14 protein-coding genes and 1 tRNA gene are annotated in these 14,453 nt (G+C 56.9%); 6 read left to right on the top strand and 9 right to left on the bottom strand.

Features of this window, described 5'->3' with window-relative positions; translation table 11 throughout:
- Positions 1–42: 42 nt before the first annotated feature.
- Entirely contained in the window at positions 43–723 is a 681-nt protein-coding gene (locus L1065_RS13815) for a fumarylacetoacetate hydrolase family protein (RefSeq protein ID WP_237096091.1), read from the bottom strand.
- Between the two features lie 39 nt (positions 724–762).
- Entirely contained in the window at positions 763–2,109 is a 1,347-nt protein-coding gene (locus tag L1065_RS13810) for a D-alanyl-D-alanine carboxypeptidase family protein (RefSeq protein ID WP_237096090.1), read from the bottom strand.
- Positions 2,110–2,469: 360 nt separating this feature from the next.
- On the opposite strand from L1065_RS13810, the gene clpS reads away from it, so the two are divergent.
- From clpS to L1065_RS13795, 3 genes are read left to right on the top strand one after another with little or no spacing between them, the layout of a single operon-like run.
- Complete coding sequence (gene clpS / locus L1065_RS13805; RefSeq protein ID WP_237096089.1) at positions 2,470–2,814, top strand: ATP-dependent Clp protease adapter ClpS; 345 nt, start codon at positions 2,470–2,472, stop codon at positions 2,812–2,814.
- A gap of 16 nt (positions 2,815–2,830) precedes the next feature.
- The gene (locus tag L1065_RS13800) at positions 2,831–3,820 is read left to right on the top strand and encodes a class I SAM-dependent methyltransferase (protein WP_237096088.1); all 990 of its coding nucleotides are present in this window, start codon (positions 2,831–2,833) and stop codon (positions 3,818–3,820) included.
- A gap of 42 nt (positions 3,821–3,862) precedes the next feature.
- Positions 3,863–4,669: an SDR family NAD(P)-dependent oxidoreductase gene (locus L1065_RS13795; protein WP_237096087.1), complete on the top strand. Its 807-nt coding sequence runs from the start codon at positions 3,863–3,865 to the stop codon at positions 4,667–4,669.
- On the opposite strand, the gene L1065_RS13790 is transcribed toward L1065_RS13795, so the two are convergent.
- Complete coding sequence (locus tag L1065_RS13790) at positions 4,666–5,028, bottom strand: hypothetical protein (RefSeq protein ID WP_237096086.1); 363 nt, start codon at positions 5,026–5,028, stop codon at positions 4,666–4,668. The two genes, L1065_RS13795 and L1065_RS13790, sit on opposite strands and share 4 nt — an antisense overlap.
- Before the next feature lie 114 nt (positions 5,029–5,142).
- Between L1065_RS13790 and hemF the strand changes: the two genes are divergently transcribed.
- Positions 5,143–6,027: an oxygen-dependent coproporphyrinogen oxidase gene (hemF, locus tag L1065_RS13785; protein WP_237096095.1), complete on the top strand. Its 885-nt coding sequence runs from the start codon at positions 5,143–5,145 to the stop codon at positions 6,025–6,027.
- Position 6,028: 1 nt separating this feature from the next.
- On the opposite strand, the gene L1065_RS13780 is transcribed toward hemF, so the two are convergent.
- Both L1065_RS13780 and hemE read right to left on the bottom strand, forming a co-directional pair.
- Positions 6,029–6,907, bottom strand: coding sequence for a hypothetical protein (locus L1065_RS13780; protein ID WP_237096085.1), 879 nt, complete (start codon positions 6,905–6,907; stop codon positions 6,029–6,031).
- Between the two features lie 136 nt (positions 6,908–7,043).
- Positions 7,044–8,081, bottom strand: a complete 1,038-nt coding sequence (gene hemE / locus L1065_RS13775) for a uroporphyrinogen decarboxylase (RefSeq protein ID WP_237096084.1) — start codon at positions 8,079–8,081, stop codon at positions 7,044–7,046.
- A 198-nt stretch (positions 8,082–8,279) separates the two neighbouring features.
- Here hemE and hemC point away from each other — a divergent pair, with 198 nt between their 5' ends.
- On the top strand, positions 8,280–9,221 hold the full coding sequence (hemC, locus tag L1065_RS13770) for a hydroxymethylbilane synthase (protein ID WP_237096083.1): 942 nt from the start codon (positions 8,280–8,282) through the stop codon (positions 9,219–9,221).
- Positions 9,222–9,451: 230 nt separating this feature from the next.
- Here hemC and L1065_RS13765 read toward each other — a convergent pair whose 3' ends face one another.
- Complete coding sequence (locus tag L1065_RS13765; RefSeq protein WP_237096082.1) at positions 9,452–10,870, bottom strand: FAD-binding oxidoreductase; 1,419 nt, start codon at positions 10,868–10,870, stop codon at positions 9,452–9,454.
- Between the two features lie 84 nt (positions 10,871–10,954).
- Between L1065_RS13765 and L1065_RS13760 the strand changes: the two genes are divergently transcribed.
- Positions 10,955–11,031, top strand: a tRNA-Met gene (locus L1065_RS13760).
- Positions 11,032–11,187: 156 nt separating this feature from the next.
- Here L1065_RS13760 and L1065_RS13755 read toward each other — a convergent pair.
- From L1065_RS13755 to L1065_RS13745, 3 genes are all read right to left on the bottom strand, one after another.
- On the bottom strand, positions 11,188–12,219 hold the full coding sequence (locus tag L1065_RS13755) for a hypothetical protein (RefSeq protein ID WP_237096081.1): 1,032 nt from the start codon (positions 12,217–12,219) through the stop codon (positions 11,188–11,190).
- Positions 12,216–12,716, bottom strand: coding sequence for a hypothetical protein (locus L1065_RS13750; RefSeq protein WP_237096080.1), 501 nt, complete (start codon positions 12,714–12,716; stop codon positions 12,216–12,218). Before L1065_RS13750 ends, L1065_RS13755 begins: the two co-directional genes overlap by 4 nt.
- 251 nt (positions 12,717–12,967) lie before the next feature.
- The gene (locus L1065_RS13745) at positions 12,968–14,407 is read right to left on the bottom strand and encodes a mannose-1-phosphate guanylyltransferase/mannose-6-phosphate isomerase (RefSeq protein ID WP_237096079.1); all 1,440 of its coding nucleotides are present in this window, start codon (positions 14,405–14,407) and stop codon (positions 12,968–12,970) included.
- Positions 14,408–14,453: the final 46 nt, after the last annotated feature.

The raw sequence follows: 14,453 nt of genomic DNA, 5'->3' as shown, positions 1-14,453 counted from the left end.
CAGAGAGACCAACAAAGTGCCCTCGCAGATATGCGGGGGCGTTTACTCTATGGTCACCGCAACAGGTGTGAGACCTTCGATGGATACCTCGCACCGATCGCCAACACCAATCGCGCCGACGCCCGCTGGCGTACCTGTGTAAATCAGATCACCAGATGACACTTCGACAAACTGGCTCAGCGTGGCGATAATCTCAGGGACTGGCCAGATCATTGCATTGATATTGCCGTCCTGACGCAGCTGGCCATTGACCGTGCAGCGCAGTGGCGCATCGCAAAGATGACTTATATCTTGTACCAAATGGATCGGTCCGATCACCGCAGAACGGTCAAAGGCCTTTGCCATATCCCACGGCGCACCTTTGTCTTTTGCCTGTGCCTGCAAATCCCGTCGCGTCAGATCATTGCCTGTGGCATACCCTAAAACATGCGTCAGCGCATTGGCTGCGCTGATGTTGGCCCCGCCACGTCCCAAAGCAATGACCAACTCAGCCTCAAAATGCAGATTTTCGGTGCCGGAGGGGTAGGGGATAGATCCGCCTTCACAAATCGCGTCCGCAGGTTTGGTGAAAAAGACAGGCGGTTGCGGGGTGCCGCCCATTTCAGCCACGTGGTCGGCATAGTTTTTGCCAACGCAAAAAATGCGCCTTACGGCAAAGCGGCTTGTGTGGCCTGCGATGGTGACAGATGGGCGGTGGGGCGGGGGCAGAAAATACTCGGTCATCGTTGGACTGTGCGGTGTCTGCCCCGCGCAGGCAAGTGTTTAGCTCGGGCCAAGCACCGCGCATTTGACGGAACGGGCCTCAAGACGGCGACAGGCCAATGCAGCGGTGTCCTTTGTCATGCCAAGGAAATTGGCGTCAAACCCGTTTTTGCGCTTGGCCACTTTGCGCAGTGACCCGTCAAGCGTGTTCATCTCCATCAGATGCGTGCGCAACAAAACCTGTTCGGCCTTGTAGCGGCTGCCGTATTTGCCCACGTTGATCCCCCAATGACGATCGCCATTGGTTGAAATGCGCGTCACCACAGTGGGCTGCGCCACCGTCGGACGGACCCGCGGTTTGGGAGAGCGGGTTGCCGCCAGCACCACTGGTTTTGTTGTGACCACATCGGCCTCAACTTCGGCGTCTGGCGTTTTGGCAGCTTCTTTGACGGCTTGTTCGATATCGTCCGCCAAAGCCAGCAACAGCTCTTGTGAGGGTGCCTCTGGGGTGGGGCGCATCTTGGGGCGATAGCTTTTCTTGACGGCTGTCAGAATACGGATGGTTTTGCCCTTTTTCGTGGGCGCTTTGGCCACGGCAGTATATTGGGGCAGGCTAGGTTTGCGCAGCGGTGCATTCGATGGGGCACGGCGGAAGCCAAGATCAAGAAGCTCTGCCACTTTTGCATTCCGTGTCGCCGAAGAGCGGCCGCCGAAAACCGTGGCAATAATCCGTTCGTTGCCGCGCTTGGCAGAGGCCACAAGGTTGAAACCAGCCGCACGGGTGTAGCCTGTTTTGATGCCATCTGCGCCGCGATAATTGCTCAGGAGACGGCGGTTGGTGTTGGCCACTTCGCGCACACCGGCGTGGGTGCTCATCCGCGAGAAGAGGTTATAGTAGTCAGGGTAATCATAAAGAATGCGCCGGCCCAGTGTCGTCATGTCACGGGCGGTCGACATATGGCCGCTTTCGGTCAGGCCGTGCGCGTTTTTGAACGTGGTTTTTGTCATGCCAAGCGCCTTGGCGGTGCGGTTCATGCGGCGGGCAAATGCGGCTTCGGACCCGCTGATTGCTTCGCCCAGTGCGGTTGCCGCATCATTGGCCGATTTGACGGCGGACGCACGGATCAAATAGCGCACCTGAATGCGCTGACCTGCCTTGAGGTAGAGTTTCGAGGGCGGCTCGGCGGCGGCCTTGTTGGATACCTTCACGCGGGTATCCAAGCTGATTTCGCCTTTGCGGATCGCTTCGAATGCCACATACAGCGTCATCATCTTGGTAAGCGATGCGGGGTGCAGTCGCGTGTCGGCGTTGCGCGAATGAAGCACCTCGCCTGTGCGTGCATCAATGACCATCGCCGCATAAGGCGCTGTGATGCCCATGCCGGGTGTGAAAAGAATGCTGGCCATTGCCAACACAAAAAAGAATGAACGGACGCATTGCCCTGCCGTGTAAAACACTGGGAACCTGCCTAATTTACGCTGCCTCACGCCGCCGATTATTCGACTGGCTTTTGAATTATTGAAAATAGCGTAACATTTCTCCTCTTTTCAGAAAACCTTTTATTCACAAGGGCTTTGCGGTTTTTTCACAGAACATGTTGGGGCGGCGGCCTTTTGCGCCCCTAGATAGGCGAATGTGGCGGGAATGTGGCAAGACTGTGGTCATGGCGGGGCGGTGCCTTGCGGTGTTGCGCCCCTTAAAACTCTCCCCTTTTCACCAAAGGATTGGGCCTTATATAGTCACGCAGCAACGCGGACAGGATTCTGATGCAACATCACGTGTGGACATTGACCGACGACGACAAGGAAACCCCCGATGGCGACATCGGCGTGGCGACCAAACCGCGCGAGAAAACCAAACGTCCGCCAATGTATAAGGTGATGATCCTGAACGATGATTACACGCCGATGGAATTTGTGGTTCATGTCCTTGAACGCTTCTTCGGCCTGAACCACGCCCAAGCCTTTGAACTGATGTTAACGGTGCATAAAAAAGGTGTGGCTGTCGTGGGTGTGTTTTCGTATGAAATTGCAGAGACGAAGGTTGCGCAGGTGATGGATTTTGCCCAACGCCACCAGCATCCGCTGCAATGCACCATGGAAAAAGAATAGGCGCGCGCCTGATCCAATGCCCCTTTCCCGACTGACCCTTGCAATAAATGCAGGCCATGTGACGCTGCCTGACGATGGCGTCATTGCGGTTGTCGGCCCGCCTGCGGATGCCGACCTGTCTGCGCTTCCAATGGAACGCTTGCAAATTGTGCAGGGCTTCAAACCCGATCATGACGCGTGGGCCTCGCGCGGTTATGCCGTGACAACTGAAATGCCTGCACAGGTTGCAGGGGCCATCGTGTTCCTGCCCCGTGCCAAGGATGCGATGCGCGCGCGGGTGGCTGCGGCTCTGGGTGCCAGCGACGGGCCGATCACAATTGATGGGCTCAAAATCGAAGGCATCGACAGTCTATACAAAGACCTGCGCAAGCGCGGCACGGTGTCGGCCGCGTTTTCCAAAGCGCATGGGAAAACCTTCACACTGGACCAAGACGCAGATCTTGCATCGTGGGCCGCCCCCGCCACCCCTGTCGAGGTGATCGCCGGCTTTCGTACCCTCCCGGGGGTGTTTTCGGCTCAGGGGATCGACAAAGGCAGCGCTGTTCTGGCCGAAGCATTGCCCGCCAAACTGCCTTCGCGCGTTGCAGATCTCGGCTCTGGGTGGGGGTGGTTATCTGCCCAAATTCTCAGCCATGACACCGTGCAACATCTGGAAATGGTCGAGGCGGATTATGACGCGCACCGCTGTGCGCACATCAATGTGACCGACCCACGCGCGCATCTGCACTGGGCGGATGCAACACAGTTTCGTCCCGAAAAGCTGTGTGACGCGGTGATCATGAACCCGCCGTTCCACACCAGCCGCAACGCCGATCCGTCCATTGGACGCGCGTTTTTGCATGCAGGCACGAAAATGCTGCATCAGGGCGGGCAGATGTGGATCGTTGCAAACCGCCATTTACCTTACGAAAACACCCTGTCCGAATTGTTCTTGGACGTGACCGAAATTGCAGGCACAAACAGTTTCAAAGTGCTGCACGCACGCAAACCTCGCCGCACGCGGTAAGGTGGGCTACCCTACACTCACACTCAACGCACGAGGATCCTGATGTCCTTTTCCATCGCAGGTAAAACCGCCATCGTCACAGGGGCTGCCAACGGCGTTGGCTTGGCTATCGGGCGCCATTTTCTCGACAAGGGTGCGAATGTTGTCTTTGCCGATATGAACGAAAAGAAACTGGCCGAAGAGGTCGGTGTGGATGATAGCGAAACCCAGAAATTCATCACCTTCGCAGGCGATCTGCGCGAGCGTTTGACCATCGCCAATTTGCTTTCGGCCACGTTGGATGCCTTTGACAAGGTCGATATCTTGGTAAACGCATCGCGTCAGATGGTGCCGTCTGACCCACTGAACCCGGATGAAGATGCCGTGGATATGTTGTTGCAACAAAACCTGATGACATCGCTGCGACTGACGCAGGCCATCGCAAAACGGATGATAAAGCAGGCCGAAGATGACGGGGACGAGGGCTATTGCGGCTCGATCGTGAATCTGTCGTCCATCGCCGCGCGGCGCACGCAGCCCGAGCTTTTGGCCTATTCGGTCAGCTCTGCTGCGCTCGATCAGATGACCCGCTCAATGGCGGTGGCGCTGGCCCCTCACCGCATTCGCGTCAACGCGGTGGCCTTTGGATCTGTGATGTCGGCAAGCCTGCGCAACACGTTGAAAGAAAACGATGAATTTCGCGATGATATTCGCGATCACACACCACTGCACCGGATTGCCGGCCCGTCAGAGGTGGCCGATGCGGTGCAATATCTTGCCTCTGATGCGTCCAGTTTTGTCACGGGCGAAATCATTACTGTTGATGGCGGTCGCTCGCTTGTGGATGCGGCGCGCGCACCTGCGCACTAGGCGGCGGGGCAACTGGCTTGCGCTTTGCGGGCTGCTTCAACAACTTCTGCGCGTTTGGATTTCAGCTGTGACAGCTTACGCCGTTCGGCATCTATATCCAACGTCACGGGCACGCGTTTGACGGTCACCTGGCGATCCTGACAAAAACTCAGGCGGTCATCGCGCACACAAGTGACCAGAATGGACCGCGGCTGAAGCTCCTTTTCCAAACCAAAGCCGCGCGCGATATTTGCCTCTGTTTGCACGATCAGCGCGTCTATTTGCGCAACAGGTAAGGCGGCTTGGTTCAGACAACGGTCGCGGGCCGAACTACATGCAGCAAGGGCAAGCACGGCAACAAGGCTGACAGTATATCGCATGGCGGCGTTCCTTTTCATGGGTATTGTGCAAGATAGAGCAGCCGCGATGCCTAGGCAATCTGGCCGCTGCCTGTTAGAAAGTGTCAACCAAAGAGGACACCCAAGATGACTAAGATGTTTGACGATCATAAGGCCCGTGCCGCGGCTTGGTTCAAGGAGCTGCGCGACCAGATCGTTGCAACATTCGAAGCGCTTGAAGACAGCCATAGCGAAGGCCCCTTCGCGGATATGGAGGCAGGCCGTTTCGAGGTAAGCCAAACCACGCGCACCGCCGACGATGGCTCTGATGCTGGCGGCGGGATCATGTCTGTCATGCGCGGCGGTCGTGTCTTTGAAAAAGTGGGTGTGAACTGGTCAGAGGTCTACGGCACCTTGGGCGACCGCGCACAAGGCGCGATGGCGGCCCGCAAGGGGATTCCCGGAATGAAGGACGATCCGCGCTTTTGGGCCAGCGGGATCAGCCTTGTGGCGCATATGCGCAACCCGCGTGTCCCTGCGGTGCATATGAACACGCGCATGTTCTGGACACCGCATGCGTGGTGGTTTGGTGGTGGCTCTGATTTGAACCCTTGTATCGAATTTGATGAAGACACCGCGCATTTCCATGCAACCCAAAAGGCCCATCTCGACCCGCACGGAGAGGCGCATTACCCACGCCTCAAAGACTGGGCAGACGAATACTTCTTTGTGCCCCACCGGGGCCGCGCCCGTGGGGTTGGTGGCATCTTTATGGATGACCACTGCACAGGCGACTGGGAAAAGGACTTTGCGCTGACCCAAGATATCGGCCGCGCGTTTCTGCCTGCCTTTGCACCTTTGGTCGAAAAACGGCGCGTGGAAGAATTTACAGAGGCCGAAAAAGAGGCGCAGCTGGTTCACCGCGGTCTCTATGCCGAATATAATCTGGTCTATGACCGTGGCACCAAGTTTGGTCTGGAAACGGGCCATGATGCCAATGCGGTTTTAATGTCACTGCCACCTGTGGCCAAGTGGACCTGAGCTAGTAATTCAAAAGCTCTGAATAGAGCGATTTGGCATATTCTACCCCCTGAGCGGGATCAATCGGGGCAAAGACCACATCATTTGGTGTGATCGTCACGGGGCGATCATTCATTGGCACATAGGGCACGCGCGCGGGTGGCCCCGCCAGGACGTGGCTGGCCTTGTAGGCAAGCCGTTGTGTGATATCCGCACGAACCATCAGATCGGCGCAATGGGCTTGGTGGTCCAGATCCAACCCCTCAATCGGGGTTGCGCCAAGCGGTGTGACCCCGCTTGTGCCATGCCCGATCAGAACAATGCGTTCAATGTCAACGCCCGCGGCGGGGTGTAACGCCCAGACCGCGCCTTGGTCCAACGTCTCAAGTACCAGATAGACGGGCAACCCCGTTTCTGTCAGGGCAACATCAATGCGTTGCAAACCCGGGCGGCGCGCAATTTCATGCAGATATGAGGCGCGGTCCTCTGGCGGCACCTGAAACAGGGGCGACACCACGCGCTGCATATGTTCTTGCGACATCGCATGCACACCGCTTTGTAAATCGGAACGCGCCACACGAATATGGATGACCCGTGCGCGGTTTGACGGCGGGGTGGGTCGACAGTCAGTAGGGGTGGACGCAAAGGAAATTTCGGTTGTGCGCGGTGTTCGCGCATCCAGCTTGAACCCGTCAAAAATATCGCTGGCAAAATGCGCCTTTAGCCCGCGCGACATTACGATGCCGGGTGGGGCGATCAGGCCATCGGGGTTCACGCGCAGCAGATCATAGGGGTCTGACGCTCCGTTCAGTGCTTTTTGCCAACGCGCCTCTTGGCCCGTGACACGCCAGTTGCTCCATTGCACCGCGGTGAGCAGCAGCACAAAGGTCAAGGTGGTCAAAAAGATGATCAGCGGACGCACGATGCCAAACCTGAAAACAAGGGACTCAGGTGTGGTCTAGTCTGCAAACGGGTCAGAAATGTGAAATGTCGGGCGCAATGTCCCAACACTTCGTTTCCATTTCAGAACCAGTGGGTCAGCCCATCGAGCGGACAGTATCGATCATGAGTTGCACATTTTCAGGGTCCGCATCTGGTGTGATGCCGTGACCAAGGTTGAAGATGTGCGGCCCGCCCTGAAAGGCTTTGACGATCTCGCGGGTCTCGTCAATCAGGTCCTGCCCGCCTGTTACCATGTGGCGCGACGCCAGATTACCCTGAACACAACCGTCTTTCTGGACATGTTCGGCGGCCCAGGTGGCGCTGACGGAATTGTCCAGCGCAACGCAGTCTGCGCCCGTTGCCTTGGCAAAACCGATGTAATTGTCGCCCGCCTCGCGGGGGAAGGCGATGATTGGCACATTGGGATGTTTCGCCTTCAGCGCGGCGATGATTTTCTTGGTGGGCTCCAGCGCATATTTCTGGAAATCCGACCCTTTCAGAGAGCCAGCCCAACTGTCAAAAATCTTGACCGTTTCAGCGCCGGCCTGAATTTGCATATCAAGGTAGGCAATGGTTGCATCGGTCAACCGATCAATCAGCGCCTCGAACAAGGGGCGGTTTTCTGCGATCAACTTGTGCGCAGGGCCTTGGTCGGGCGTGCCACGGCCTGCAATCATATAGGTCGCCACAGTCCACGGCGCACCGGCAAACCCGATCAGCGCGGTTTCTTCGGGCAGTTCACGGGCGAGGATGCGGACGGTTTCATAAATAGGGGCAAGGTGATCATGGACATCATCCGCGCCTTTGATCTTGGCAAAATCGGCATCGGTTGTGATCGTCGAAAGGCGTGGGCCTTCGCCCGTGACAAACCACAGATCAGCGCCAAGCGCTTCGGGGATCAGCAAGATATCAGCAAACAGAATGGCCGCATCGAATCCGTAGCGGCGGATAGGTTGCAAAGTGACCTCCGCGGCCAGATCAGAGTTATAGCACAGCGACAGAAAGTCGCCCGCCTGTGCGCGCGTGGCGCGGTATTCTGGCAGGTAACGACCCGCCTGACGCATCATCCAAATGGGCGGGACTTTTTGGGTCTCACCTGCCAAAGATTGCAGCAATTTCTTGGGCTTAGTCATGGTTACGCTGTCCTTCATGGCGGGGATCTTTCTAAGATGCGCATGCGGACACGCGGCTTTAACACATTGGTATCACGCGCAATTTGACGCGAAAAGGGAATTTCCTTTCTGTGGATTGCGGGGTATTGTCACAGAAAGAAGGGGCTAGCCGTCCTGAAAATAGACATTTAATGTGTCAAGTAAAGTGGACAGTTTAACATGAATCTCCCCAACCCTTCGAAACCGCTCAAAATCGGTACGCGTGGCTCTCTGCTTGCATTGGCGCAGGCCTATGAAACGCGGCGCCGTTTGATGGCCGCCTTTGATCTGCCCGAAGAGGCATTTGAAATTGTTGTGATCAAAACCACAGGCGACAAAGTGTTGGATCGCCCCCTGAAAGAGATCGGGGGCAAAGGCCTTTTCACCCGTGAGATTGAAGACGATATGCTGTCTGGCAAGATTGATATCGCCGTTCATTCGATGAAAGATATGCCCGTGGCGCAGCCGGATGGGCTGGCGCTGACCACCTATTTGCCACGCGAAGACGTGCGCGATGCGTTTGTCGCACTTGATGGCGGCAAGCTAGAAGACCTGCGCGAAGGCGCGGTTGTTGGCACGTCCTCGCTGCGGCGCAAGGCGCAACTGTTGAACTACCGTCCCGACCTGCAAATCGTCGAGTTTCGTGGCAACGTGCAAACCCGTTTGAAAAAACTGGCCGACGGTGTGGCCGAAGCGACATTCCTCGCGATGGCAGGTCTGAACCGTCTGAACATGACCGAGGTGCCCCGCACTGCCATTGAGGTAGAGGCGATGCTTCCCGCTGTGGCCCAAGGGTGCATCGGGATTGAACAGCGGATTGGTGATGACATGGCCAGTCACATGCTCGAAGCGATCCACGACACCGAATCGGGCCAGCGGCTCGCGGCGGAACGCGCGTTTCTTGCGGCTTTGGATGGGTCTTGTGAAACCCCGATTGGTGGTCTTGCCACGCTGGAAGGCGGCACCCTGCGTTTGCGCGGCGAAATTCTGCGCCCGGATGGGTCGGAGGTATTGTCGGACGAGGGCACCTGCGCAATCGAAGATGGCGCGGCATTCGGCACGGCTATGGCCGAAAAACTGCGCGCCCAAGCAGGCGAAGGTTTTTTCAGCTGGTTGGACTAGCCACGCCAAAGGCGCCGATCAGCAAGGCTGCTGCGGCGGTCAATCGGCACGGTTATGTGTTAAGATAGATGATGGAAAATGGCGGCGCCGCCAAAAGCGGTCTTGTGCCGTGCGCCCTTTGCTAGGGGGCGCTTGCGCGAAGTGGCAGACCATTCGGGGTGCATGGGCGTGTCAGACCCATGCGAGGACGTCCTTGGATTCACCTTAACGCATAAAGGGTTAACGCTGTCCTACCCCACCGCGCGGTCAGGCGCAGGGATCACCTTGCCAGGGTTCAAAATACCATTGGGATCAAGGGCTTGCTTGATGTTGCGCATCATGTCCAACGCGGCCGCATCTTTGCGTCGCGCCATGGAATTTAATTTGCTGATGCCGATGCCATGTTCCGCAGAAAAGCTGCCCTGCACGGCCATGACTGCGTCTTCGACGCCCTCAACCATCGCCTCCAGCTTTTCGGGGTCTTGGGTGCGGGGCCAGATCGCGTAGTGCACGTTTCCGTCGCCCAGATGGCTGACGCGCATCAGCCGTGCCTCTGGATCAATCGCCAGCATCTTTTCGTCTGCCAGCGCGATGAAGTCTGTAACCTTATCCAGCGCGACAGATACATCGGTGTTTACCAGCGGCTTGGCACCCAACATCACCTCGCCCGCGGCTTCGCGGCGTTCCCACATGGTGCGGCGTTGGGCTTCGTTTTGCGCGATAACCGCGTCCAGCACAGTGCCGTTCTCGATCAGATCACCAAGCACACTTTCAAGGTGACTAACCACGGGGATCGATCCATCAGGCTGCACCTGCGCATCGCGCGGCGCGGTTGCCCCCACCTCGACAAGAATGTTGATGTCATAGCGGCCTTCAAAGGGTTCGGCCCCGCCAAAACGCGCCACATGCTCTTCGACGTAAAGGCGCGGCATGTATTCGAACGCCTCGACAGCACCCGCTGTCGCCTCTTGGAGCGTATTCAGCAAGTCCAATGCCCCATCCAGTGACGCAACGGCCAGAGTTGCGGTCGCGTAGGCCTTCGGCTTGGGATGCAATTTCATGACGGCCTTGGTGATGATGCCCATCGTTCCCTCGCCGCCAATCATCAGATGTTTCAGGTTCAGGCCAGAGTTGTCTTTGTGTAGCGCGCCCATCAGGTCCATGATTTCACCCGTGGGGGTGACGACCTCAAGCCCCAGACACAGATCGCGCGTGTTGCCATAGCGCAGCACGTTTGATCCGCCTGCATTTGTTGACAGAACCCCGCCGATCATTGCGCTGCCCTTTGCGCCGAAGGTGAGCGGAAACACGAGGTCTTGCGCCTCTGCGGCCTCGTGCAGTTGGGACAGGATGACCCCTGCTTCGACCACCGCGACCCGTGCTTTGGGGCGCACCTCGTGGATGGTGTTCATGCGGTCCAGCGACAGCATGACCGCACCTTCTGCAAAGGTCCCGCCGTTCAGCCCCGTGTTGCCGCTCACGGGCACGACGGGGGTTTTGGTCTCATTGGCCCATTTGATCAGCGCGGCGACTTCGGCCGTGGTGCGCGGACGCACCAATGCCAGCGGGGTCCAGTGATAGCTGCCAATCCAGTCGCTGGAATAGCCCGCAAGATCACTGCCCGTTTTGACGTGGTCTGCGCCAACGATGCGTTCAAGCTGCTCAATCATGCGGTTCCCCCCTGTTTGCGGTCTTTTTGCACGGTTTTGCGGGTTGACGCCATAGAGGGCCGCTTATAAATCAGCGTTCGGAATGGCGCGGTAGCTCAGTTGGTTAGAGCGATCGACTCATAATCGATAGGTCGGGAGTTCAAGTCTCCCCCACGCCACCACCTTTCCCCTATACAATTCGACTGCTCCAAGAGATCAGATTTTTGGTCCCGACTTTGGCGATCCCTGTTGGGATGCGCTTGAGTGCGGGAGTTCAAGTCTCCCCCACGCCACCAACTTTCCCCTGTTCAAATCGAGACTACGGCGGCAAGCGCCGCTTAGTTGAGGTCCTGAATGTGGCATGGCCGCAGGCCGCCCTCTGCCATTCTACAAAAGAACACGTTACGCGCGCGTTCGCTTGATCCGTCCGCATTTGACCAAGAGACAACATTGGGAGACGGGCGCACCAAAGTGTTGTCAGAGCCGAAAAACAAGAATGACTGATCTATCTGTGTTTCGGTTGGGGCGGGGTTAAGCGTGTAATCAGGGGTTATCAGCGGCGATTGGGATACGATGTCTTCGACGACTGCACGGCCGTCACTATACCCCAACACCAGCGCCAGATGGTCATAGACGGGTTGGAAAAACTGATAGAATTGATCTGGGTCTTGCGCGGCCATTACGCTGTGCAAATCGCGGTTGGCGGCCAAAAGCTCGGCGCGCAATTCGGGCGTATCTTTTATAACGGGCGCGCCAATCCAGGGCGGGGTCGGCATCGCAATGTCGTCGATGTTGAAGCGCATGGTGATCTTGCGGGCATGTTCGCCTGATGTGCGGCTTGCATAGGCATAGGCTGCTGGCGTCATTTCAGGCGGGGCAGTAAGGGCGAAAGCGCCATCGGCACGCTGAAGCGCCCCGAACCCGAAAACAGAGCTTTCGGTTGAGGCGTAGGTTTGCAGCTCAGGCGACCAGCGCGCCGAATATCCCGATATTCGCTGCGTTCCGACATCGGGCACTGCGCGTTCCAGTTCAATTTCCAGCGCGACCTCTTGGTGCGGGGTATATGCGCGGGTGTCAAAATTCATCGGCTCGAATTCAATGACAATCTGGTTGCTTTCAGACTTGAGATATTCGGTGATCGGAAAAGTGAATGTTGCAAAGCCGTCGGTTGTTTTGTTGACCAAAAAGGCACCATTGGCAAAGACGCGCACGTGCATGGATTGCATGCGTAAAATCAAACTGTAGGTGCCGCCTGCGCGAATATCAGTCATGTCATCTGTTCCTTCGTCGGCTTGGGTGTATCCGAATGTAATGAAAATGGTGATAAGAGCGGTAAAAATACCGACCATTGCCGCAGTTCGATGTTTCATACGTCTTGCCATTCCGTTGAGCCGCTTGGATCAATCAACATGCTATCCAACGGCCCTTCCCAAAAGATATTTTCGGTGACCACGCGGGTCTGCGTTTGGGTCGTGCCAATGGTATCAGGGCTGCCCGTATCAAAGCCGCCATCGTCTTGGGTGTTTTCAGTGCTGCCAGTGGCCAGAAATACCCGCCCCCGCACACGTAGGCCTTCGAACCTATATTTTCTTTGGGTGCGCTGAGTGCCATCGCCGTTTTCAACGATGCGACCACCAAAATGCCATGCGGTTGATGCGGAACCTTCGATCCCCGCCGCCCCTTCAACAAGCCAAGAATTCACACCGATACGAGCCGCGATTTCAAGTGCCGCCCCAAAGCTTGCTTCGGCTTCGTAACGTTTCTGTAGCCGCGCAAAATCAGCTTCCCACGGATCGTCTCCGCTGACTGTCAGGGTCGTGCCTTTTCTGATTTCGCCCGCGCCCGTGACAGATGTGTCGCCGTCCAAAATATTTCTTGAGGTAACGCGCGGTGAATTAGCCAGCGGAGGCGTGCAAGTGCAGCTGTTTTTATCCATCAACTCGCTTCAAGATATCGCAGGTTGGCAATACCTCTGTCCTCAAGCGATACTGGAATGTCGTTGGTCATAAATTAATCTCTAAAATACCTTAGGAATTGATGGTCGCAGACATCACAAATGCGCGCAACCCTGTTGGGCGTGCGTGGCAATTTTCGTCAAATTGTTTTTTCTCAAAGGTCTTAGCTTTCGGGCCGTTCGGGGCGCGCGTAGACATCTTCATACCGCACAATATCGTCTTCGCCCAAGTAGCTGCCTGTCTGCACTTCGATCAATTCCATCGGCACTTTGCCGGGGTTTTCCATGCGGTGCTTGGCACCAAGCGGAATGTAGACTGACATATTTTCAGACACTAATTGTTCGTGCTTTTCGATTGTCACTTTGGCGGTGCCGCTGACGACGATCCAATGTTCAGCGCGGTGGACGTGACTTTGCAGCGACAAGGCGGCACCAGGGTTTACGACAATCCGTTTCACCTGAAACCGTTCGCCCAAAACCAGCGTTTCGAACCAGCCCCAAGGGCGGTGGTCTTTTGGAAAGGCCGTCGCCTGTTTGGCACCTTTTGCTTTGAGTGCATCAACGGCCAGTTTCACGTCTTGGCCGCGATCCAGATCCGCCACCAAAACCGCATCGGGCATCGCAACGGCCACAATGTTTTCCAGGCCGATGCCCACCAATTCCTGCCCGTCCGCCTCTGACCGCAGAAGGCTGTTGTGGCAATCAATCGCTGTGGCCGCGCCCGTTGTGACGACGCCCTGCGCGTCAGGGTTGCTTTCGCGCCAGACCGACGGCCAGCCGCCCAAATCCGTCCAGCCTGCATCGAAGGGAACAGCCGCCAAATTACTAGCACGTTCCATCACCGCGTAGTCAATCGAGATGTCATCGAGCGTTTCCCAAGGCGACGCCGCCAGTCTGATAAATCCTAGATCGGGCGTTGCGCTGGCCACGGCTTCTGCCACGGGGCCGCACATTTCGGGGGCATGTGCCTCAAACGCTTTGATGATCGTCGCCGCCGTAAAAAGGAAGATGCCTGCATTCCAAAAGAAATTGCCGCTGTCCAGCATTTCGGCCGCGCGCGCCGCGTCTGGTTTTTCCACAAAGCGGCGAAGTTTGGTTGGGCCTTTGGGGGCGATGTCTTCAAGTTCGAGGTATCCATAGCCCGTTTCGGCATGTGTTGGCGTGATCGCGAAGGTGATCAGCGTGCCATCACATGCCGCACCTATGCCTGCCTGAATTGCCGCGTGAAATGCTGCGGTGTCTGGGATTACGTGGTCAGATGGGCTGACCAGCATCACGGTATCAGGATCATCCGCGGCAATATGCATAGCCGCAGCCAAGACGGCGGCGGCGGTGTTGCGCGCCGATGGCTCGATCAGAATATCGGCTTTGGTGATGCCCGCGTCAGAAAGTTGTTCGGTCACGATAAAACGAAAATCGGAGTTTGTCAGAACAATCGGAGCGTTGAAATCCGCGCCCGTGACGCGATTAACGCTGGTTTGAAACAGGGTTTCGTCCCCGACAAGCGCAGAAAACTGTTTGGGATAGCTTTTGCGCGATAACGGCCAAAGGCGGGTGCCCGAACCGCCTGCCATCAGCACGGGGGTAATTGTTTTAGACTGCATGTCTGCTCGCGCCCTTCTTGTTCGTTTTGCCCGTTATCCGCCCATC

This window comes from Nereida sp. MMG025, assembly GCF_021654165.1.
Classification (GTDB): Bacteria; Pseudomonadota; Alphaproteobacteria; order Rhodobacterales; family Rhodobacteraceae; genus Nereida.
The sequence above is the reverse complement of the archived record's forward strand: the minus strand, read 5'-3'. Positions and strand labels throughout refer to the sequence as shown.

Bases quoted from the DNA above. Each gene is read 5' to 3' on its own strand.
- L1065_RS13815 (WP_237096091.1), bottom strand. From the start codon at position 723: ATGACCGAGTATTTTCTGCCCCCGCCCCACCGCCCATCTGTCACCATC.
- L1065_RS13810 (WP_237096090.1), bottom strand. From the start codon at position 2,109: ATGGCCAGCATTCTTTTCACACCCGGCATGGGCATCACAGCGCCTTAT.
- clpS (WP_237096089.1), top strand. From the start codon at position 2,470: ATGCAACATCACGTGTGGACATTGACCGACGACGACAAGGAAACCCCC.
- L1065_RS13800 (WP_237096088.1), top strand. From the start codon at position 2,831: ATGCCCCTTTCCCGACTGACCCTTGCAATAAATGCAGGCCATGTGACG.
- L1065_RS13795 (WP_237096087.1), top strand. From the start codon at position 3,863: ATGTCCTTTTCCATCGCAGGTAAAACCGCCATCGTCACAGGGGCTGCC.
- L1065_RS13790 (WP_237096086.1), bottom strand. From the start codon at position 5,028: ATGCGATATACTGTCAGCCTTGTTGCCGTGCTTGCCCTTGCTGCATGT.
- hemF (WP_237096095.1), top strand. From the start codon at position 5,143: ATGTTTGACGATCATAAGGCCCGTGCCGCGGCTTGGTTCAAGGAGCTG.
- hemE (WP_237096084.1), bottom strand. From the start codon at position 8,081: ATGACTAAGCCCAAGAAATTGCTGCAATCTTTGGCAGGTGAGACCCAA.
- hemC (WP_237096083.1), top strand. From the start codon at position 8,280: ATGAATCTCCCCAACCCTTCGAAACCGCTCAAAATCGGTACGCGTGGC.
- L1065_RS13765 (WP_237096082.1), bottom strand. From the start codon at position 10,870: ATGATTGAGCAGCTTGAACGCATCGTTGGCGCAGACCACGTCAAAACG.
- L1065_RS13755 (WP_237096081.1), bottom strand. From the start codon at position 12,219: ATGAAACATCGAACTGCGGCAATGGTCGGTATTTTTACCGCTCTTATC.
- L1065_RS13745 (WP_237096079.1), bottom strand. From the start codon at position 14,407: ATGCAGTCTAAAACAATTACCCCCGTGCTGATGGCAGGCGGTTCGGGC.